Below are 18,726 nucleotides of genomic sequence, written 5' to 3' on the forward strand. Positions count from 1 at the left end.
GGGAGAAGATTGTGTCGTGATACGACATGGATGGCCGATGGGGTGGGACGGTGCACAACGTGGCAGGCTCCTGCTACGGATGCTGACGGTGGCCGTCGCACTGGCTGGGTCGGTGGTGCTCGCGACCGCGGGCAGCATCGCCCAGCCGCCCGGATACCTGCCGCCGGTGATCCCCACCGACCCGGGCCCGCCCCAGCCGGACCATCTGGCCGCGGTGCTGTTCATGAAATCCCACCCGGGCGCGGTGCCCCGGGGCGTCAACGATTTCGGATGTGTCCCGGACGCCGCGCATCCGCGCCCGGTGATCCTGGCGCACGGTACGGACGCCAGCGCCTACACCGACTGGTCGGCCATCGGGCCGCGGCTGGTGGACGAGGGCTACTGCGTATTCGCGCTGAACTACGGGGGCCGGCCGGGTTCCACGAGTTACGGCACCGAGGACATCGTGCTCAGCGCACACCAGATCGCGTGGTTCGTCGACGAGGTCCGGTCCGCCACCCGGTCCGATCGTGTCGATCTCGTGGGATTCTCCCAGGGCGCCAATGTCACTCGCTACTACGCGAACAAACTCGGGGGCGCACCGAAGGTCGGCACCTGGGTGGGCGTGGCCTCGCCGACCTACGGCGGAGTCATGTACGGTCTGGTGCCCTTGGCCCAGCGGATCCCCGGGGCGCTGGATGTGGCCGCGCTGGCCATCTCTCCCGCGGCGGTGCAGCAGGCCCAGGGGTCGCCGTTCATGACCGAACTCAACGCCGGCGGCGATACCGTGCCCGGCGTCCGCTACGTCACCATCGGCAGCCGGGTCGACGAGATGATCCAGCCCTTCGAGAACATCGCCATCCGCGGGCCCGGCGCGCAGAACCTCGTCATCCAGGACCTCTGCCCGGTGAACCTGACCGGGCATTTCCACATGGTGTACGACCCGTTCGTCCTCGGCCTGCTGCTCGGCGCCCTCGATCCGGCCCGCACGGCGAAACCCGCCTGCGTACCGGTGGCGCTGGGCACCGGTATCCCCGAGGTGATCATCGGCGGCAATATCTGAGCGGTGGGCAGGGGTCACTAGAATGAGACCTTCCTGCCCTGCCCACCAGTCTTCGGGAGCCATCGTGACCGTCCAGTCCGTCCGCCTCTTCGGCGATCCGATCCTGCGAGCCCGCGCGACCGAGGTCACCGAATTCGGCCCCGAACTGCGGCAGCTGGTGACCGATCTGACCGACACCATGTACGACGACGGCGGCGTCGGTATGGCGGCCCCGCAGATCGGCGTCGGACTGCGGGTCTTCGTCTACGACACCGGTGACGCCCGGGGGCACCTGATCAACCCGGTGTGGACGGCGCTCGGTGACGAGGAACAGATCGGTCCCGAGGGATGCCTGTCCATCCCCGGTGTCAATCACGACACCCGCCGGGCGATGCGGGTCCGGGCCACCGGCGTGGACGCCGACGGCACACCGGTCGATTTCGAGGCCGAGGGCCTGCTCGCCCGGTGCGTGCAGCACGAAACCGATCATCTGGACGGCACCCTGTTCATCGACCGGCTCGACGCGCCGCTGCGCAAACAGGCCATGCGCACCATCCGTGAATCCGATTGGTTCGCCGCCGGGATCACGATCCGGCCGAGCCGCGCGCTGGCCGAGCGGGACCACTGATGCGGATCGTCTTCGCCGGCACCCCCGATCCGGCCGTCCCCGCGCTGCGGCGGTTGCTCGAATCCCGGCACGACGTGGTCGCGGTGGTGACCCGGCCCGACGCCGCGGCCGGGCGTGGCCGCTCGGTGCGGCGTTCGCCGGTCGGGCAGGTCGCCGACGAACACGGTATTCCGGTGCTCACCCCGCACAAGCCCGCGGAACCCGAATTCGCCGCCGCACTGCGCGATCTGGCGCCGGAGTGCTGCCCGGTCGTCGCCTACGGGGCGTTGCTGCCGCCGGAGATCCTGGAGATCCCGGCGCACGGCTGGATCAACCTGCATTTCTCGCTGCTGCCCGCCTGGCGTGGCGCCGCGCCGGTGCAGGCGGCGATCGCCGCCGGGGACGAGATCACCGGTGCCTCCACCTTCCGGATCGAGAAGGGACTCGACACCGGTCCGGTCTACGGTGTCGTGACCGAACGCATCGCTGTCACCGATACCGCCGGAGAACTGCTGACCCGTCTGTCCGACAGCGGCGCCGCCCTGCTGGAGCAGACCCTCGACGGTGTCGAAGACGGCACCCTGCAGGCGATTCCGCAACCCGCGGACGGTGTCTCGTACGCACCCAAGATCACCGTGGAAGCGGCCCGGGTGCGCTGGGACCAGCCCGCCCTCGCGGTCGGGCGCGCGGTACGCGCGGTCACCCCCTTCCCGGGGGCCTGGACCACAGTGGCGGGGACCCGGCTGAAACTCGGCCCGGTGGAACTGGTGGAGGACGCGCTGCCGGAAGGGCAGCTCGAGGTACGCAAATCGGAGGTTCTCGTGGGTACCGCGACCACCGCGGTGCGCCTGGGACAGGTCCAGCCGCAGGGCAAACGCGCGATGGCCGCCGTGGACTGGGCGCGTGGCGCCCGCCCGGCGCCGGGCACGGTGGCCGAGTGACCGGCCCGGCGAACGACCGGCCGCGCGGCTTCCGCCGGCACCCGAAACCCGAACCGGCTCCGGGCGACGCCGAGCGTGACCGCCCGGACGAATCCGGCGGCCCGGGCGGGCGACGCGCCGAACCGGGCGGTCGCCGGAACACCCCGGGCCGGGGCGAACGGGAGACCGATCCCCGTCGCGACGTCCGGCCGCCCCGGTCGGCGCGCGGCGACGCCCGGCCGGAGCACGGTGAGCGCCGGCCGCGGCGTGGTGACGCCGGATCGGGGCGCGGCGAGCGCCGGCCCGAGCGTGGCGAGTACGGACCGGGGCCGGGTGACCGGACGGGTTCGCGGTCGTCCGGAAGCGATTCCGGACAGCGCCGTGGCCGGCCGGGAAATCGCGGCGCGGATGACCGCGGGCGGGATTCCGCCGACCGTGGAGGATTCTCCGGCGGAGGTCCTCGCGGAGACCGGGACCGCCGCGGCGGCCCCCGCACGACCGATGATCGTCACGAACGCCGCGGCGCCGCGGACCGTCGCGACGCGGCTCGCCGCGGTGGTGCGGGCCGGGACGCCGATATGCGCGGTGAGAGCGACCGGGGGCCGGCGCGAAGTGGTGGCGCCGGTCGCGGGGCCGATGCGCCCGGTGGCACTCGCCGAGGTCGGGAGCAGGGCCCGCGGAATCGGCAAGCGGACCGGGTCTCCGGTTCCGGTGGCGGCGGCCGGTCCGCCGCCGGCCGGACCGCACCCGCCCGGGTGATCGCCGACCCCGCCCGGCAGGCGGCGCTGGATACGCTGCGTGCCGTTCGCGAGCGGGACGCCTACGCCAACCTGGTCCTGCCGGGGCTGCTCCGCGAGTACGGCGCCGAGGGCCGGGATGCCGCGCTGGCCACCGAACTCGGTTACGGCGCGTGCCGCGCTCTCGGAGTTCTCGACGCGGTGATCGCCGAATGCGCCGGCCGCGCTGTCGAGGAGATCGACGGGCCGCTTCTGGATATTCTGCGGCTGGGTACCTACCAGTTGCTGCGGACGCGGATCGAACCCCATGCCGCCGTGCATACGTCGGTCGAGTTCGCCCGGGCCGAAAGCGGTACCGGGCGCGCCGGTTTCGTCAACGCCGTCCTGCGCCGGGTCGCCGAGCGGTCGCCGCGGGAGTGGGTGGAACGGCTCGCGCCGCGCGATACCGTCGGACGGCTCGCCTTCGAGTTCGCCCATCCGGTGTGGATCGCCCAGGCCTTCGCCGACGCGCTCGGCGCCGACGCCGGTGAACTCGGCGAGCTGCTCGCCGCCGACGACGCCCGGCCGGTGGTGCATCTGGTGGCCCGCCCCGGCGATATCACCGCCGAGGAACTGGCCCTGGTCACCGGCGGTGACGAGGGCCGCTGGTCGCCGTACGCGGTGTACCTCGACGGCGGCGGCGACCCCGGTGCGCTGGAACCGGTGAAAGAGGGGATGGCCGCCGTCCAGGACGAAGGCAGCCAGCTGGTGGCCCTCGCCCTCACCCGCGCGCCCCTGCTCGGCGAGGACGGCGGCCGCTGGCTGGATCTGTGCGCGGGCCCCGGCGGGAAAGCCGCGCTGCTCGGCGCGCTCGCCGGCATCGACGGCTTCCACGTGGACGCGGTGGAGCAGGCCCCGCACCGGGCCGAACTCGTACGTACCGCCACGCACGATACGCCGGTGGAGGTTCATATCGCCGACGGCCGCGACAGCGGTCTGACCCCCGGCTACGACCGCGTCCTGGTGGATGCGCCGTGTACCGGGCTGGGTGCGCTGCGGCGCCGGCCGGAAGCGCGGTGGCGCCGGACACCCGGTGATACCGCCGATCTGGTCACCCTGCAGCGGGAACTGCTGACCGCCGCGTGGGACCTGGTCCGGCCCGGGGGCGTGGTCGTCTACTCGACGTGCTCGCCGCATCTGCCGGAAACGGTCGCGGTGGTCGCGGATACGGTGCGGCGCACCGGTGCCGAACAGTTGGACGCGCGGCCGCTGCTCCCCGGTGTCACCGGTATCGGGGGCGGACCCGCCGTGCAGTTGTGGCCGCATCGGCACGGTACCGACGCCATGTTCGTGGCGGCGCTGCGCAAACCCGTGTGACACCGCGCCGGCCGGGCGGCGAATATCCGAGCCCGCCGCCACGCGACCGGGCAGACTGGCAGGTATGACCCTCACCTGGGCACATGTGGTGCGGATGGCGACCGAACTGCCGGAGGTCGCCGAATCGACCTCCTACCGGACGCCGGCGCTGAAGGTCGCGGGCAAGAGTTTCGCGCGCCTGCGCAGCGAAGCCGAGGGCGGTCTCGCGCTGCGTTGTGAGATGGAGGAGAAGCAGGCGCTGCTGACCTCGGGTGACCCGGCGTTCTACACCACCGCCCACTACGACGGGTACCCGTATATCCTCATCGACCTCGATCGTGTCGACGCCGGGCAGTTGCGCGAACTACTCGATGCCGCCTGGTGGCTGGTGGCCCCGGCGAAACTGCGCCGGGACCGGGAACAGGGCGCGGACCCCGCGTAACCGGGCCCGCGAACCCCCGCTCATCCCGCGACGGTGGCGGTATCGGTGGCTTCGGCCCGCACCCAGGTGCTGTTCACCGCGGCATTACCGGAGATCCGGTCCACCTGCTCCGGATCGTGCAGCAGGTTGACGTTCGCGCCCGGTAGCGCCGCGGCCACCGTCCAGCCGACACCGGGTTCCCGGTGCCCCCACCCGTGCGGGATCGCGATCGTCCCCGGCCGGATATCGTCACTGATCTCCACCGGAACCACGATCGATCCGATCGGCGAACTGACCGTCACCCGGGCGCCGTCGGACAGGCCGCGGGCCCGCGCGTCGCCGGAATTCATCAGGGCGGTGCAGCGGTCGCGGCCCTTCACCATCGACGGCACATTGTGCAGCCACGAATTATTGCTGCGCAGATGCCGCCGGCCGATCAGCCGCAGATCGTAACCGTCGTCGCGCACCGCGCCCGCGGTCCGGGCCGCGTCGAGCAACCGGCGCGCCTCGGCGACGAACATGGGGGGCGCGAGCCGGACCAGCCGGTCCTCGGTGGCGATGAGCGACCGCAACCGCGGCCGCAGCGGACCCAGATCGATACCGCCGCGCGCTTCGCGCACCTTCCGCAGGGTGACGCCCGCCCGCCCGCGCCGCAGCACCCCGTGTGGCCCGACCGCCACCCCGAGCGCCGTCGCCCGCAGCGGGCTGAACCGGGCGAAGACCGCGTTGAGGGCCCGCCCGGTGACCGAACGCAGTGGCAGCGGCAGGATCTCGGTGGTCAGCCGGGCCATGATCTCCCAGTCCTCGAGACCCTCGCCGTCCGGTTCGACCGCCCGCGCGTTGTACCGGATGTTGTTGTGCACGCTGAACAGGGTCAGCAGGATGTCGACGTCCTCGCGCTCCAGCGGCGACAGCGGCGGCAGGATGATATCGGCGTGCCGGGTGGTCTCGGTGATGTACATATCCACGGCCACATAGAAATCCAGCGAGCCGAGCGCCTTGTCCAACTGCCCGCGCTGCGGTGTCGACAGCACCGGGTTCCCGGCGTAGGTGATCATGGCGCGAATCCGCTCCGGCCCCTCGCCGAGGATCTCCTCGGCCAGTGCCGCGACCGGCAGTTCGAAGCGGAACGATTTGTACTTTCCGGAGCGATCGGTCCAGGCGCCGTAGGCCGGTGACATCCGGCGGGCCAGCGGCAGCAGATCCACCGCCGGGGTGGCGTACATCTGGCCGCCGGGCCGGTCGAGATTGCCGGTGACCGCGTTGACGGTGTTCACCAGCCAATGCGTGATCGTCCCGGTGAGGGTCTGGCAGACACCGATCCGCGCGTACATCACCGCCGATTTCGCCGCGGCGTGCTCACGGGCCAGCCGGCGGATCGTCTCGGCGTCCACCCCGGCGTAGGGCGCCGCGTCCTCCGGGGCGAAACCGTCGACCAGTTCGCGCAGGGTGTCCAGGCCGCCGCACTGCGCGCGGACCGCGGTGCGGTCGTAGAGCTTCTCGGTGATCAGCACGTGCAGAACGCCCAGCAGCAGATACGGGTCCCCGCCGGGCAGCACCGAGACGTGCTCGTCGGCCAGCCGCGCGGTCTCGGTGCGCCGCGGGTCGATCACCACGACCTTCCCGCCGCGTTCGCGCACGTCCTTGATCCGGTTCTTGGCGCCCGGCATGGTGGTGACCGAACCGTTGGACACCGCCGGATTGGCGCCCAGGATCACCAGCCGGTCGGTGCGGTCGATATCGGCGATGGGCATCAGGAAATTCGAGCCGTACATCTGCCACGCCACGAATTCCTGGGGGAACTGGTCGATGGAGGACGCGGTGTAGAAGTTCCGGGTCATCAGGCCGGCACGCAGCGCCATCGCGTACATGATCGCCGAATTGTGCGCGGCCGGATTGCCCAGGTACATACCCACGGCGTGCGGGCCGTGCTCGCGGCGCACCTGCCGCAGCCGCGCGCCCACCTCGCGGAAGGCCTCGTCCCAGCCGATGGGTTCGAACCGGTCGCCGACCCGCCGGACCGGGGTGCGCAAGCGGTCCGGATCGTCGTGCAGGCCGGCCATGGCCGTCGCCTTCGGGCAGATATAGCCCTTGGACAGGACATCGTCGGGGTTGCCCTCGATCCGGCCGACCTTCATATCCTCGACGGTCACCAGGATGCCGCAGTGGGCTTCGCACAGGGTGCACTGCCGGGCGATGGTCTCAGCGGTCATCTCGTCATCACTTTCCGCCTCGACGGCGAAGTGGCCGCCTGAGATAAATTCCCACTCAAACTCTCACGTTCGAGGGTAGACCGACCGGCGAAGCGGGCACAACAGCCGCGACGCGCTATTCGCGCGCCGACTGTTCCCGCAACCGGGCCAGCGTTTTGGCGAGAATGCGCGAGACATGCATCTGGGAAATACCCATCTGCTGCGCGATCTGTGTCTGCGTCATCGACTCGAAGAACCGCATGGTCAGAATCCGGCGCTCGCGCTCCGGCAGTCCGGCGAGCAGTGGCCGGATCGCCACATATTCCTCGACGCGGTCGAACTGGGCCTCTTCCTCGCCCAGCGTGTCCAGCAGGGAGGCATCGGTATCGCGTCCCACCGACGCCGCGTCGATCGAGGTGGGCTGATAGGCGTTTCCGGCGATGACCGCCTGGGTCACCTCGTCCGGATCCACTTCGAGTTCGGCGGCGATCTCCTTGGCCGTGGGGGAACGCCCCAGCGACTGCGACAGCGAGTCGACCGCGGCGCCGATCCGCAGATGGGTTTCCTTCACCCGGCGCGGCACCCGCATCGCCCAGGTGTTGTCCCGGAAATACCGGCGCACCTCACCCATGATGGTGGGCACCGCGAACGACAGGAAATTGGAACCGCGGGAGATATCGAAGCGATCCACCGCGTGCACCAGACCCACCCGCGCGACCTGGGTCAGATCGTCGAACGGTTCGCCGCGGCCGCTGAACTTCCGCGCGATATGGTCGGCCAGCGGAATGCAGCGGGCGATCAGTTCATTGCGCAGCCGGGCCTGCTCGGCCGACTCCGGCGCGGTGGCCGCCAGCCGGGTGAACAATTCGGCGACATCGTCGTACCCGCTCACCTGTGGCGTATCCGCCAGATCGGTATCGTCCTCGGTGCTGTCGGCGTCGCTGCCGGTCCGGCCGTTCTCGGCGCCGGCGCCGTCGGAACCGGTGCTCCCGGATCCGGGCCCATCGGAATCAGCGGTCCCGGATCCGGTGGTCCGGGACCGGGCGTCGTGCTCGTCGTCGGCGGATTCGAGCGGCTTATCCCTCTCGGTCACGCTTTCCCCCGGACCCGACGGAATTCGACCGTTGTCGGATATCCGGAAACCTGCTGATCGAAGGGCTCCTGCCGGGCGTCCACCGCATCGGTCAACGTCCGCAGCACATGCCAGCCGAAACTCCGCGCGTCCGGCAGTCCTTCCTGGGCGGCGACGCCGTCGACCTGGACGCGCAACTCCGACTCGCCGATGGTGAACACGCAGCGCAGACCGGTCCCCTCGGCCGCCACCCCGATCAATGTGGAGCAGGCCTCATCCACCGCGAGCCGGATATCGGCGATCTCGTCCATCGTGAAATCGCTGAGCAGGACCAGGGTTTCGGCGAGCCCTCGCACAATCGGCAGCTGTGACACCGAAGCCGCAACCCGAATCTCCACCGGGGCGCCGTAAATCCCCTCATCCGCCGAAGTATTGATCACCCCCGCAGGCTACTGCGTTATCGGCGCGCCGCCGCGCGCGGGGTTTGTCCCCCTGAGCGTCGCCTGTCAGACCTCGGGACTCGTGGCTTCGCCATATGCGCTTCGAGGTCCGACAGGCGACGCGGGAAAAACCCGGATGCGGAGTTCGATTGAGGACGGAAACTGGCCTGAATGGGGGCAATACTCGGGTCATGAGCGAAATCGAAACGACTGTGGGACAGCCGGGTCCGGCCGAGATCACCGATTACAACGATCCGAACGCGCCGTGGAATCAGGAGTGGGACCAAGAGGGCGGTATCGCCGGCTGGAACGACGACGTGATCAAGGAGTTCCGGGAGAACTCGGGCAAGGTGGGCGGCGCTTACGCGGGTGGCGACCTCATCCTGCTCACCACCACGGGAGCCAGGAGCGGTAAGCAGCACACGACGCCGCTGGGGCCCCTGTTCCGGGGTGACACCATGTTCGTGAGCTCGTTCATCGAGGACAAGTACCCGGCCTGGTGGCACAACATCAAGGCGAATCCGCGGGTCACCGTCGAGCTCCGGGACAAGACCTACACGGCGACCGGCCGGGTGCTCGAAGGCGCGGACTACGACGAGTTCGCGACCTGGGTACTGGCCGAGAACCCGCTGCTGGCGGACTTCCAATCGAAGATCGACCGGCCGATGCCGCTGGTCGTACTCACCCTCGACGGCGAGCGCTGAGGGTTCCCGGGAACCGCCCGGCACCGGTGCGCCGACCAGTGCGCACCGGTTCCGGGCCGCCCGGCGGCCCGGCGATACGAGGTCTGCCGGGTCTGCGGCGACCGGGCGAAGGAGCGGATATCGGGGGTCGACAGGGCCCCGGCCCCGCCACGCCGGAGGCGACGCCAATAAACTCCGCGTGTGACTGCGTCCGAACCCTCGTTCACCCGTCCCGGCGTTCCGATGATCGCGCCGTCGATTCTTTCCGCCGATTTCGCGCGGCTGGCCGAGGAGGCCGATGCCGTGGCGGGGGCGGATTGGCTACATGTCGATGTGATGGACGCGCATTTCGTACCGAATCTGACCCTCGGTCTGCCGGTGGTGGAGAGCCTGCTGAAGGCCACCGATATTCCGCTGGACTGCCATCTGATGATCGAGGACCCGGGCCGCTGGGCGCCGCCGTACGCGGAGGCGGGGGCCTACAACGTGACCTTCCACGCCGAGGCGACCGATGATCCGGTGGCGGTGGCGCGCGATATCCGGGCGGCCGGTGCCAAGGCCGGGTTGTCGGTGAAGCCGAATACGCCGATCGAGCCCTACCTGGAGATCCTGCGCGATTTCGACACCCTGCTGGTGATGAGCGTGGAACCCGGCTTCGGCGGGCAGTCCTTCATCCCGGAGGTGCTGGAGAAGGCGAAGGCGGTGCGCCGGCTGGTCGACGCGGGGGAGTTGCGGCTGGTGGTGGAGATCGACGGCGGGATCAACGCCGACACCATCGAGCAGGCGGCGCGGGCGGGTATCGACTGTTTCGTGGCCGGGTCGGCCGTCTACAACACCGAGGACCCCGGCGCGACCGTGGAGAAGCTGCGGTTGCGGGCCGCCGAGGCGCGGTCGGCGCATCCGGTCACCCGCTGAGGTAACCGCATTCGTCGTGGTCCCGAGGGCGCGTCAGCGGAGGGCGCGCCCGCTCTCCCGGGCGGTCTCGATCACCGTGTGCTGAGGCGGCCGGGTGCCGAGCGCTTCGGGGCCGGCCACCCAGACCCGGTAGCCGCTGCGTTCGTCGTCAGCCGAGGGCAGCACGATCTGGCTGCCGGTTCCGGCGACCGTCGTATAGAGACGGAACAATTCGGCGGCCGCGGTGGCGGTGTATTCGTCGTGGCGGGTGGGGCCGGTGAGGAACGTCCAGCGGCGCGCCCGGGGATGGGCGAAGACGGGCCCGGCGATACCGGCCGCCCGTAATGCCTGCAGCACTCGCTCGCCGAGTTCGGTGGGCATGGTCACCGCGCCGTAGGTCGCGCCGACATGCAGCATGATGCGTTGCGACGCGGGGTCGACCACGGCGGGCAGCAGATCCTTCTCGCGGTACCGCCGGCAGTGCCGTTCCAGGGGGGACTCGGTGAATGTGGTCATAGCGGGCGGCTTCCTCGAGTGGTGGACGTGCCGGGACGGGGCAGGGGCGACCGGCGGGTGAGGTGGTCGCGTGGATCGGCTCCGGCACGGCGGCGAGAGGGATCCGGTGCCCGGACAACACTGTCGCTGGGCCGAGGGCTCCGGAGCTCCGGCCCGGCGCCGGGGGCGATCTGCCCGGGGCGGCGTGGACGTATCCGGTTGTACGGGTGAAGGCTTGTGGCACACGGTTTTCCGCGGCGGTGGCCGTGATCGGTGGACCTGTACCCGGCCGTGTCCCGCGGCGGTCGGGGTCGGGGTGAGCCGGTCACCTCACAATATTGCGTTAGCCGGTGTGAGCGTGCAAATCGAGAAACATTTCGGGTTTCAATGATGTATCGGTAGGGGAAAGGGAGATGTTTCGGTTTCCGTTCCGGGGATATTCGACCCCGTTGAGGGGGTAACCGCACTGTCCGTGTGAAGAGTGACCTACGTCTCCCGATCGGAAAATTTCCGGAATGGACATCCGGCGGATCCTCCCGGCCCGGAGGGGCCGACCGGCGCTCCACCCCGCCCCCGCGCGCCCACTAGTCTGGTCGTGGACGGCGAACTGGGAATATTCGGTACCACTCCCGCCGTTCCGTATGCGGAACATCGATCTGGAACGGGAGAAGGCATGTTCACAGGCATCGTCGAGGAATTGGGCGAGATCGTCGCCTGCGAACAACTCACCGACGCCGCGCGGCTGAGTATTCGCGGCAAACTGGTGACCTCCGATGCCGGGCACGGTGATTCGATCGCCGTGAACGGCGTCTGCCTCACCGTCGTCGATGTGCTCGACGATGTGTTCACCGTCGATGTGATGGGCGAGACCCTGCGGCGAAGCGGTATCGGCGGCCTGGGCCCCGGTAGCCGCGTGAATCTGGAACGCGCCGCCGCCGTGAACAGCCGGCTCGGCGGTCATATCGTGCAGGGGCATGTGGACGGCACCGGGACCATCCTGAGCCGCACCCCGGCGAGCAACTGGGAGGTCGTCCGGATCTCGCTGCCGGACGCGATCGCCAGGTACGTGGTGGAGAAGGGGTCCATCACCGTGAACGGCGTCTCGCTGACCGTCTCGGCGCTGGGCCGCTCGGAGAGCCCGGCCCCCGACGGCGCCCGCGACTGGTTCGAGATCTCGCTGATTCCGACCACCCTGAGTCTGACCGACCTCGGCGCCTCCGCGCCCGGCGCGGTCGTCAACCTCGAGGTCGATGTGATCGCGAAGTACGTCGAACGGCTGCAACAGCGCGGCTGACACCGGGCGCCGCGGTGTCTTCGGCGCGGTCCTGCGCGCGGCCCGTCGCGGCGGCGGCCGGATACCTGCGGCCGCGACCGGACCGCCTGGTGGGACACAGTAGTGTGATCGGGACCAATCGAGATGGAGCATTGCAGACGTGACCAGGTTCGACAGCATCGAGCGCGCCGTCGCCGATATCGCGGCCGGTAAACCGGTCGTCGTCGTCGACGACGAGGATCGGGAGAACGAGGGCGACCTCATCTTCGCCGCGGAGAAGGCCACTCCCGAACTCGTGGCGTTCATGATCCGCTACACCTCCGGCTACATCTGTGTACCGCTCACCGGTGACGACTGCGACCGGCTGGGACTGCCGCCGATGTACGCGGTGAACCAGGACAAGCACGGCACGGCCTACACCGTGTCGGTGGACGCCCGGGAGGGCGTCACCACCGGGATCTCCGGCGCCGACCGCGCCACCACCATCCGGCTGCTCGCCGACGGCGACGCCAAACCGAACGATTTCACCCGCCCGGGACATGTGGTGCCGCTGCGGGCCAAGGACGGTGGCGTCCTGCGGCGTCCCGGGCATACCGAGGCCGCGGTGGACCTGGCCCGGATGGCGGGGCTGCGCCCCGCCGGGGTGATCTGCGAGATCGTCAGCCAGAAGGACGACGGGCATATGGCCCGCACCGACGAGCTGCGGGTCTTCGCCGACGAGCACGAGCTGGCGCTGATCTCGATCGCGGAGATGATCGCCTGGCGGCGCAAGCACGAGAAGCATGTCGTGCGGGTGGCGCAGGCGCGGATTCCGACGCTGCACGGTGAGTTCACCGCCGTCGGATACCAGAGCATCTACGACGACGTGGAACATGTCGCGCTGGTCCGCGGCGATCTCGGCGAGGGCGAGGACGTGCTGGTCCGGGTGCATTCCGAATGCCTGACCGGTGATGTGTTCGGCTCGCTGCGCTGCGATTGCGGGCCGCAACTGGACGCGGCCCTGGAAATGGTGGCCGCCGAGGGGCGCGGGGTGGTGCTGTACATGCGCGGCCACGAGGGCCGCGGTATCGGCCTGATGCACAAACTGCAGGCGTATCAGCTGCAGGACTCCGGGCACGATACGGTCGACGCGAATATCGAGCTCGGGCTGCCGGCCGATGCGCGCGACTACGGCACCGGGGCGCAGATCCTGGTCGACCTGGGTATCCGGTCGATGCGGCTGCTCACCAACAATCCGGCCAAACGGGTCGGCCTCGACGGGTACGGGCTGCGGATCACCGAACGGGTGCCGATGCCGGTGCGCGCCAATGCCGAGAACCTGCGCTATCTGCGCACCAAACGCGACCGGATGGGCCACGACCTGGTGGGGCTGGACGATCTGGACCTGGGGGAGACCGCGCAGTGACGACACCGGCATCGAAAGGCGGAAACCGATGAGCGGCACCGGGGTCCCGGATTTCACCCTCGCCGACGCCAAGGATCTGCGGCTGGCCATCGTCGCGTCCCGGTGGCATACCGAGATCTGCGACACCCTCGTCGCCAACGCCGAACGGGTCGCCGCCGACGCCGGGGTCCGGCACACCACCGTCGCGCGGTGCGCGGGTGCGATGGAGCTGCCGGTACTCGCCCAGGAACTGGCCCGCACCCATGACGCGGTGGTCGCGCTCGGTGTGGTGATCCGCGGCGACACCCCCCATTTCGAATACGTCTGCGACGCGGTGACCGCGGGGCTGACCCGGGTCTCGCTGGACGAGAGCACCCCGGTCGCCAACGGCGTTCTCACCACCAACAACGAGAAGCAGGCCCTGGACCGGGCCGGTCTCCCCGATTCGGCGGAGAACAAGGGCGAGCAGGCGGCGGCGGCCGCACTGGACGCCGCTCTCACGCTGCGTGGATTACGGGCGGCGGGCTGAACCGATGCCGGTGGAACGGATATGGCGCCGGGCCGGTACCGCCCGGACCGAAGAACCCGGCTGGGAGCTGGAGGTGCGCGCGCGGAAATCGCGGCGGACCGCGGTGATCGTCGCCGCCGGACTGCTCATCGCCTTCACCCTGCTCGGTGTGTTCCTGCGGATCGACTACACCGGGGTGAACTTCCGCGTCGTGGACCAGTTCGCGATGGTCGCCATCGGGATCTTCGGCGCGATCGCCGTACTGCTGCTCACCCGGCCGCGGGTCCGGGCCGGCGCGCGCGGGGTCGTGGTACGTAATGTTCTCGGCGACAACGAGTTCGAGTGGAAACATATCCGCGGCGTCTCGTTCCCGGACCGTAAGGCCTGGGCCCGGCTGGAGTTGGTGAACGACGACTACGTGCCGATGCTGGCGATCCGTTCCAACGACGGCGAGCATGCCGCCGACGCCCTGGACCGGCTGCGCGAACTCGGCGCGAAGTACACCGGACGGGACTGAGCCCGCACCGGTCAGCGGGTATCGCCCAGGACTTCGCCCTCGCGGCGCGGATCGGCGCCGCCGACCCAGCCGGTCTCGCCGTCCCGGGCCAGCACACTCAGCCCGCTCGTCTGCGGGGCCACCGATACCTGATGTCCGCGTTCCCGGAGCCCGGTCACCAGCGGGTCGTGCGCGCCGTCGTCGCGGGTATCGATCGCCGGATGCTCGCCGCCGACATTGGTGACCGGGGTATTGGCGGCGCCGAACGCCACCGCCGAGACCGCCTGCTGCGGGTCCAGGCCCCAGTCCAGCATGCCGACCAGGGTTTTCACCACGAACTGGATGATCACCGAACCACCCGGTGAACCGACCACATGGGTGAGCGGGCCCGGGGCGCCGTTCTCGCCGCTTTCGAAGACCAGGGTGGGACTCATGGAACTGCGCGGGCGTTTCCCGGGCTCGATCCGGTTGGCCACCGCGGCGCCGTCGGGACCCACCGGATCGGCCGCGAAATCGGTGAGCTGGTTGTTGAGCAGGAAGCCGTCGACCATATGGAACGATCCGAAGGCCGATTCCACGGTGGTGGTCATCGCGGCGGCGTTGCCGTAGGAGTCGACCACCGAGATATGGCTGGTGCCGTGTTCGGGCTGCTGCGGTCCGGCGCCCAGCGTGGTGGGCCCGAAATCGCCGGGCCGCGCTGTGCCCATACTGCGGGCGGGATCGATCAGCCCGGCCCGCTCCTTCAGATAATCCGGGTTCACCAGCGTATCGGGGGAATTGCCCGGCAGCGGAATGTAATCGGGGTCGGCGATGTATTTGTCGCGGTCGGCGTAGGCGAGGCGTTCGGCCTCCGCGATCAGATGCGCCGCCTCGGCCCGGGGGACGCCGCCGTTGCGGTCCACCCGCTCCGGGGGCAGGCCGGGGATATCGAAGTTCTCCAGGATGCCGAGGGTCGCGGCCACCGTGATACCGCCCGACGAGGGTCCCGGCATCCCGCAGACCTCGTGCTCCCGGTATTCCGTGCACAACGGGGCCCGCTCCACCGCGCGGTAGGCGTCCAGGTCGGCGGACGACAGCAGACCCGGGGTGCGCCCGCCGCTGCCCGAGGCGGCCGCCTCGACGATGGCCTCGGCGATGGGTCCGGTGTAGAAGGATTCCGCCCCTTCGGTGGCGACGGTGTTCATGGTTTTCGACAGCGCCGGATTGGTGAGTACGGTGCCCGCCGGTTTCGGTGACCCGTCGGGATTCAGGAAATACTCGGCGGCGGCGGGATCGCGGGACAGTTCGGCGGCGGAATCGGCGATCTGGCCGGCCAGCCGGGGACTGATCTCGAACCCCTGGTCGGCCAGCGCGACGGCCGGTTCGAACAGTTCCCGCCATTCGGTGTGCCCGTGTTCGGTATGCGCCTTCTCGAGCAGCCGGACCACCCCGGGCACCCCGATCGACCGGCCGCTGGCGCGGGTGTCCGGGCGGGGTTCGGTGCGGTCGGAGTCGCTGATCCAGCGCAGATAGTTCTCGGTGGCCTCGGCGGGGGCGGTCTCCCGGCCGTCGTAGGCCTGGATGGTCTCGTGTTCGGCGTCGTAGTAGAGCAGGAACGCGCCGCCACCCAGACCGGAGGCCTGCGGTTCGGTGAGACCGAGCACCGTCTGGGCGGTGACCAGCGCGTCGGCCGCGGTACCGCCGGCCCGCAGCACCTCGCAGGCGGCCCGGGTGGCATGCGAGTTGGCCGTGGATACGGCGTACCCGCTGGTGTGGACCGCGCTCATCTCCGAGCGGTAGCCGGAGGCGATCTCGGGGTTGGTGGCGAGATCGCGCGAAGGGGGCGCCGCCGAACCGGGCGCCGGGGCGGCGGTGACCGGGGTCCCGTTGGGGGACGGGGTGCACGGGCCCGCGGCGCCGGAGTCGTCGCCGCAGCCGCTCAGTGAGGCGGCCACGAGCAGACCCGTGACCGACAGTGCGTACCGAATCCGTTGTACCGGGCGCATATTCCGAACTCTAGCGGTCCGGGGCGGGGTAGCGGCGGACCATCGGGGAAACGTGTCCGAGGCCGCTACTACGCTGGTTGCGTGGCAGATCCCGCGACGTACCGGCCGCAGCCCGGCACCATCCCACTCGAACCCGGCGTCTACAAATTCCGGGATTCGTACGGACGGGTGATCTACGTCGGCAAGGCGAAAAGCCTGCGTAACCGCCTGAACTCGTATTTCGCCGATGTGGCCGCGCTGCACCCGCGGACCCGGCAGATGGTCACCACCGCCGCGAGCGTGGAGTGGACCGTGGTGTCCACCGAGGTGGAAGCGCTGCAGCTGGAATACAACTGGATCAAGGAATTCGACCCCCGCTTCAACGTCCGCTATCGCGACGACAAGTCCTATCCGGTGCTCGCGGTGACCCTGAACGAGGAATACCCGCGGCTGTTCGTCTACCGCGGCGCGCGGAAGAAGGGCGTCCGCTACTTCGGCCCCTATGCCCACGCCTGGGCGATCCGGGAAACACTGGACCTGTTGCTGCGGGTATTCCCGGCACGGACCTGCTCGGCGGGGGTCTTCAAACGGCACAACCAGATGGGCAGGCCCTGTCTGCTCGGCTATATCGACAAATGTTCGGCGCCCTGCGTGGGCCGGGTCTCCGCGGCCGAGCACCGGCGCATCGTGGACGATTTCTGCGATTTCCTGGCCGGGCGCACGGACCGGATGGTCAAGGATCTGGAACGCCGCATGCGCGCGGCCTCCGAGGACCTCGATTTCGAGACCGCCGCGCGGCTGCGCGACGACACCCAGGCACTGCGCCGGGCCCTGGAGAAACAGGCCGTGGTGCTGGGTGACGGCACCGACGCCGATGTGATCGCGTTCGCGGGCGACGACCTCGAGGTCGCGGTGCAGATCTTCCATGTGCGCGACGGCCGGGTGCGCGGGCAGCGCGGCTGGGTGGTGGACAAATCCGGCGACGCCGCCGATACCGCGGAGGCCGGCGGTGAGCTGGCGGCACTGGTGGAACAGTTCCTCACCCAGTTCTACGGCGAACAGGCCGCCGTCGCCGCGCAGACCGCCGGTGAGCAGCCGGGGGCGGTGGTACCGCGGGAGGTACTGGTACCGGAACTACCCGCCGATGTGGACGAGGTCCAGCGCTGGCTGTCGACCCTGCGTGGCGCCGCGGTCCGGGTCCGGGTCCCGCAGCGCGGGGACAAGAAGGCCCTCGCGGAAACCGTCGCGCGCAACGCGAAGGAGGCGCTGGCCCAGCACAAACTCCGCCGGGCCGGAGACCTCACCTCGCGGTCGGTGGCCCTGCAGGACATCCAGGACGCCCTCGACCTCGACACCGCCCCGCTGCGGATCGAATGCGTGGACATCTCCCATGTCCAGGGCACCGATGTGGTGGCGTCGCTGGTCGTGTTCGAAGACGGGCTCCCCAAGAAATCCGATTACCGGCATTACGCCATCCGGGAGGCCGCGGGCGAGGGCCGCTCCGACGACGTCGGCAGTATCGCCGAGGTCACCCGGCGCCGGTTCACCCGGCTGCGGCGTGAGCGTGACGCGGCCGAACAGGCCGATCTCGCGGGTACGACTCCGGAACCACAGTCCGAGCCGGCGGCCGGACCCGGGACCGGCGGGCTCCCGGACGAAGAACTCACGTCACGGCCGGGGATCGATCCCCGCACCGGGCGCCCACGCAAATTCGCCTATCCGCCCAATCTGTACGTCGTCGACGGCGGCGCGCCACAGGTGGCCGCCGCGGCCGGGGTCCTGGAAGAGCTGGGGATCACCGATGTCGCCGTGGTGGGGCTGGCCAAACGCCTGGAAGAGGTGTGGGTGCCGGGCGAACCGGATCCGGTGATCCTGCCGCGCACCAGCGAGGCCCTCTACCTGCTGCAGCGGGTACGCGACGAGGCGCACCGGTTCGCGATCACATTCCACCGCAGCAAACGGTCGCGGCGGATGACGGCCTCGGCCCTGGATTCGGTCCGCGGCCTGGGCGCGGCCCGGCGGACGGCGCTGGTGACCCATTTCGGCTCGGTGGCCCGGCTCAAGGAAGCCACGGTCGAGGAGATCATCGAGGTACCGGGAATCGGCCGCACCACGGCCGAGGCGGTACTGGCGGCACTGCAGGATCGTTAGCGGAGGCGGTGTCACTCATCGCGCTCGGCACGGTGTCACTCATCGCGCTCGGCGCCGTGTCACTTATCGCGCTCGGCGCGGCGGCCGCCGCAACTACACGGTGACCCCCTCGTGTCACGTACGTTAGGTTCTG

18 protein-coding genes are annotated in these 18,726 nt (G+C 69.9%); 13 read left to right on the forward strand and 5 right to left on the reverse strand.

What is annotated here, in order from left to right:
• The first annotated feature begins 37 nt into the window (after positions 1-37).
• From ACZ6SF_RS01845 to ACZ6SF_RS01870, 6 genes are all read left to right on the forward strand, one after another.
• Positions 38-1,042 carry an esterase/lipase family protein gene (locus tag ACZ6SF_RS01845; RefSeq protein ID WP_466059840.1) on the forward strand — a complete coding sequence of 335 codons (1,005 nt, stop codon included), beginning with the start codon at positions 38-40 and terminating at the stop codon, positions 1,040-1,042.
• A 64-nt stretch (positions 1,043-1,106) separates the two neighbouring features.
• Entirely contained in the window at positions 1,107-1,649 is a 543-nt protein-coding gene (gene def, locus ACZ6SF_RS01850; RefSeq protein WP_466059842.1) for a peptide deformylase, read from the forward strand.
• Positions 1,649-2,569 (forward strand): methionyl-tRNA formyltransferase, encoded by a 921-nt coding sequence (gene fmt / locus ACZ6SF_RS01855; protein WP_466059844.1) that lies wholly within the window; start codon positions 1,649-1,651, stop codon positions 2,567-2,569. Before def ends, fmt begins: the two co-directional genes overlap by 1 nt.
• A gap of 228 nt (positions 2,570-2,797) precedes the next feature.
• Positions 2,798-3,307 carry a hypothetical protein gene (locus tag ACZ6SF_RS01860; protein ID WP_466059846.1) on the forward strand — a complete coding sequence of 170 codons (510 nt, stop codon included), beginning with the start codon at positions 2,798-2,800 and terminating at the stop codon, positions 3,305-3,307.
• Positions 3,304-4,641, forward strand: a complete 1,338-nt coding sequence (locus tag ACZ6SF_RS01865) for an RsmB/NOP family class I SAM-dependent RNA methyltransferase (protein WP_466059848.1) — start codon at positions 3,304-3,306, stop codon at positions 4,639-4,641. Before ACZ6SF_RS01860 ends, ACZ6SF_RS01865 begins: the two co-directional genes overlap by 4 nt.
• Positions 4,642-4,705: 64 nt before the next feature.
• The gene (locus tag ACZ6SF_RS01870; protein WP_466059850.1) at positions 4,706-5,062 is read left to right on the forward strand and encodes an MmcQ/YjbR family DNA-binding protein; all 357 of its coding nucleotides are present in this window, start codon (positions 4,706-4,708) and stop codon (positions 5,060-5,062) included.
• 20 nt (positions 5,063-5,082) lie between these two features.
• Here ACZ6SF_RS01870 and ACZ6SF_RS01875 read toward each other — a convergent pair whose 3' ends face one another.
• The 3 genes from ACZ6SF_RS01875 to ACZ6SF_RS01885 all read right to left on the reverse strand — a co-directional run bounded on the left by ACZ6SF_RS01875 (position 5,083) and on the right by ACZ6SF_RS01885 (position 8,745).
• Positions 5,083-7,254 carry a molybdopterin-dependent oxidoreductase gene (locus ACZ6SF_RS01875; RefSeq protein ID WP_466059852.1) on the reverse strand — a complete coding sequence of 724 codons (2,172 nt, stop codon included), beginning with the start codon at positions 7,252-7,254 and terminating at the stop codon, positions 5,083-5,085.
• A gap of 115 nt (positions 7,255-7,369) precedes the next feature.
• Positions 7,370-8,143: a SigB/SigF/SigG family RNA polymerase sigma factor gene (locus ACZ6SF_RS01880; protein ID WP_466061308.1), complete on the reverse strand. Its 774-nt coding sequence runs from the start codon at positions 8,141-8,143 to the stop codon at positions 7,370-7,372.
• A gap of 179 nt (positions 8,144-8,322) precedes the next feature.
• Positions 8,323-8,745, reverse strand: a complete 423-nt coding sequence (locus tag ACZ6SF_RS01885; RefSeq protein WP_466059854.1) for an ATP-binding protein — start codon at positions 8,743-8,745, stop codon at positions 8,323-8,325.
• Between the two features lie 191 nt (positions 8,746-8,936).
• On the opposite strand from ACZ6SF_RS01885, the gene ACZ6SF_RS01890 reads away from it, so the two are divergent.
• The gene (locus tag ACZ6SF_RS01890; RefSeq protein WP_466059856.1) at positions 8,937-9,449 is read left to right on the forward strand and encodes a nitroreductase/quinone reductase family protein; all 513 of its coding nucleotides are present in this window, start codon (positions 8,937-8,939) and stop codon (positions 9,447-9,449) included.
• Positions 9,450-9,671: 222 nt separating this feature from the next.
• Positions 9,672-10,343 carry a ribulose-phosphate 3-epimerase gene (rpe, locus tag ACZ6SF_RS01895; protein WP_466061309.1) on the forward strand — a complete coding sequence of 224 codons (672 nt, stop codon included), beginning with the start codon at positions 9,672-9,674 and terminating at the stop codon, positions 10,341-10,343.
• A gap of 33 nt (positions 10,344-10,376) precedes the next feature.
• Here rpe and ACZ6SF_RS01900 read toward each other — a convergent pair whose 3' ends face one another.
• Positions 10,377-10,838, reverse strand: coding sequence for a hypothetical protein (locus ACZ6SF_RS01900; RefSeq protein ID WP_466059858.1), 462 nt, complete (start codon positions 10,836-10,838; stop codon positions 10,377-10,379).
• A 652-nt stretch (positions 10,839-11,490) separates the two neighbouring features.
• On the opposite strand from ACZ6SF_RS01900, the gene ACZ6SF_RS01905 reads away from it, so the two are divergent.
• The 4 genes from ACZ6SF_RS01905 (at position 11,491) to ACZ6SF_RS01920 (ending at position 14,499) form a co-directional block, all read left to right on the forward strand.
• The gene (locus tag ACZ6SF_RS01905; RefSeq protein WP_466059860.1) at positions 11,491-12,111 is read left to right on the forward strand and encodes a riboflavin synthase; all 621 of its coding nucleotides are present in this window, start codon (positions 11,491-11,493) and stop codon (positions 12,109-12,111) included.
• Between the two features lie 139 nt (positions 12,112-12,250).
• On the forward strand, positions 12,251-13,495 hold the full coding sequence (locus ACZ6SF_RS01910; protein ID WP_466059862.1) for a bifunctional 3,4-dihydroxy-2-butanone-4-phosphate synthase/GTP cyclohydrolase II: 1,245 nt from the start codon (positions 12,251-12,253) through the stop codon (positions 13,493-13,495).
• Positions 13,496-13,523: 28 nt separating this feature from the next.
• Positions 13,524-14,003, forward strand: coding sequence for a 6,7-dimethyl-8-ribityllumazine synthase (ribH, locus tag ACZ6SF_RS01915; protein ID WP_466059864.1), 480 nt, complete (start codon positions 13,524-13,526; stop codon positions 14,001-14,003).
• Positions 14,004-14,007: 4 nt separating this feature from the next.
• Complete coding sequence (locus ACZ6SF_RS01920; protein WP_466059866.1) at positions 14,008-14,499, forward strand: PH domain-containing protein; 492 nt, start codon at positions 14,008-14,010, stop codon at positions 14,497-14,499.
• Positions 14,500-14,510: 11 nt separating this feature from the next.
• On the opposite strand, the gene ACZ6SF_RS01925 is transcribed toward ACZ6SF_RS01920, so the two are convergent.
• Positions 14,511-16,463, reverse strand: a complete 1,953-nt coding sequence (locus ACZ6SF_RS01925) for a gamma-glutamyltransferase family protein (protein WP_466059868.1) — start codon at positions 16,461-16,463, stop codon at positions 14,511-14,513.
• Between the two features lie 81 nt (positions 16,464-16,544).
• Between ACZ6SF_RS01925 and uvrC the strand changes: the two genes are divergently transcribed.
• Positions 16,545-18,593 carry an excinuclease ABC subunit UvrC gene (gene uvrC / locus ACZ6SF_RS01930; protein WP_466059870.1) on the forward strand — a complete coding sequence of 683 codons (2,049 nt, stop codon included), beginning with the start codon at positions 16,545-16,547 and terminating at the stop codon, positions 18,591-18,593.
• The last annotated feature ends 133 nt before the right edge of the window (positions 18,594-18,726 follow it).

This window comes from Nocardia sp. NPDC049935, assembly GCF_055586645.1.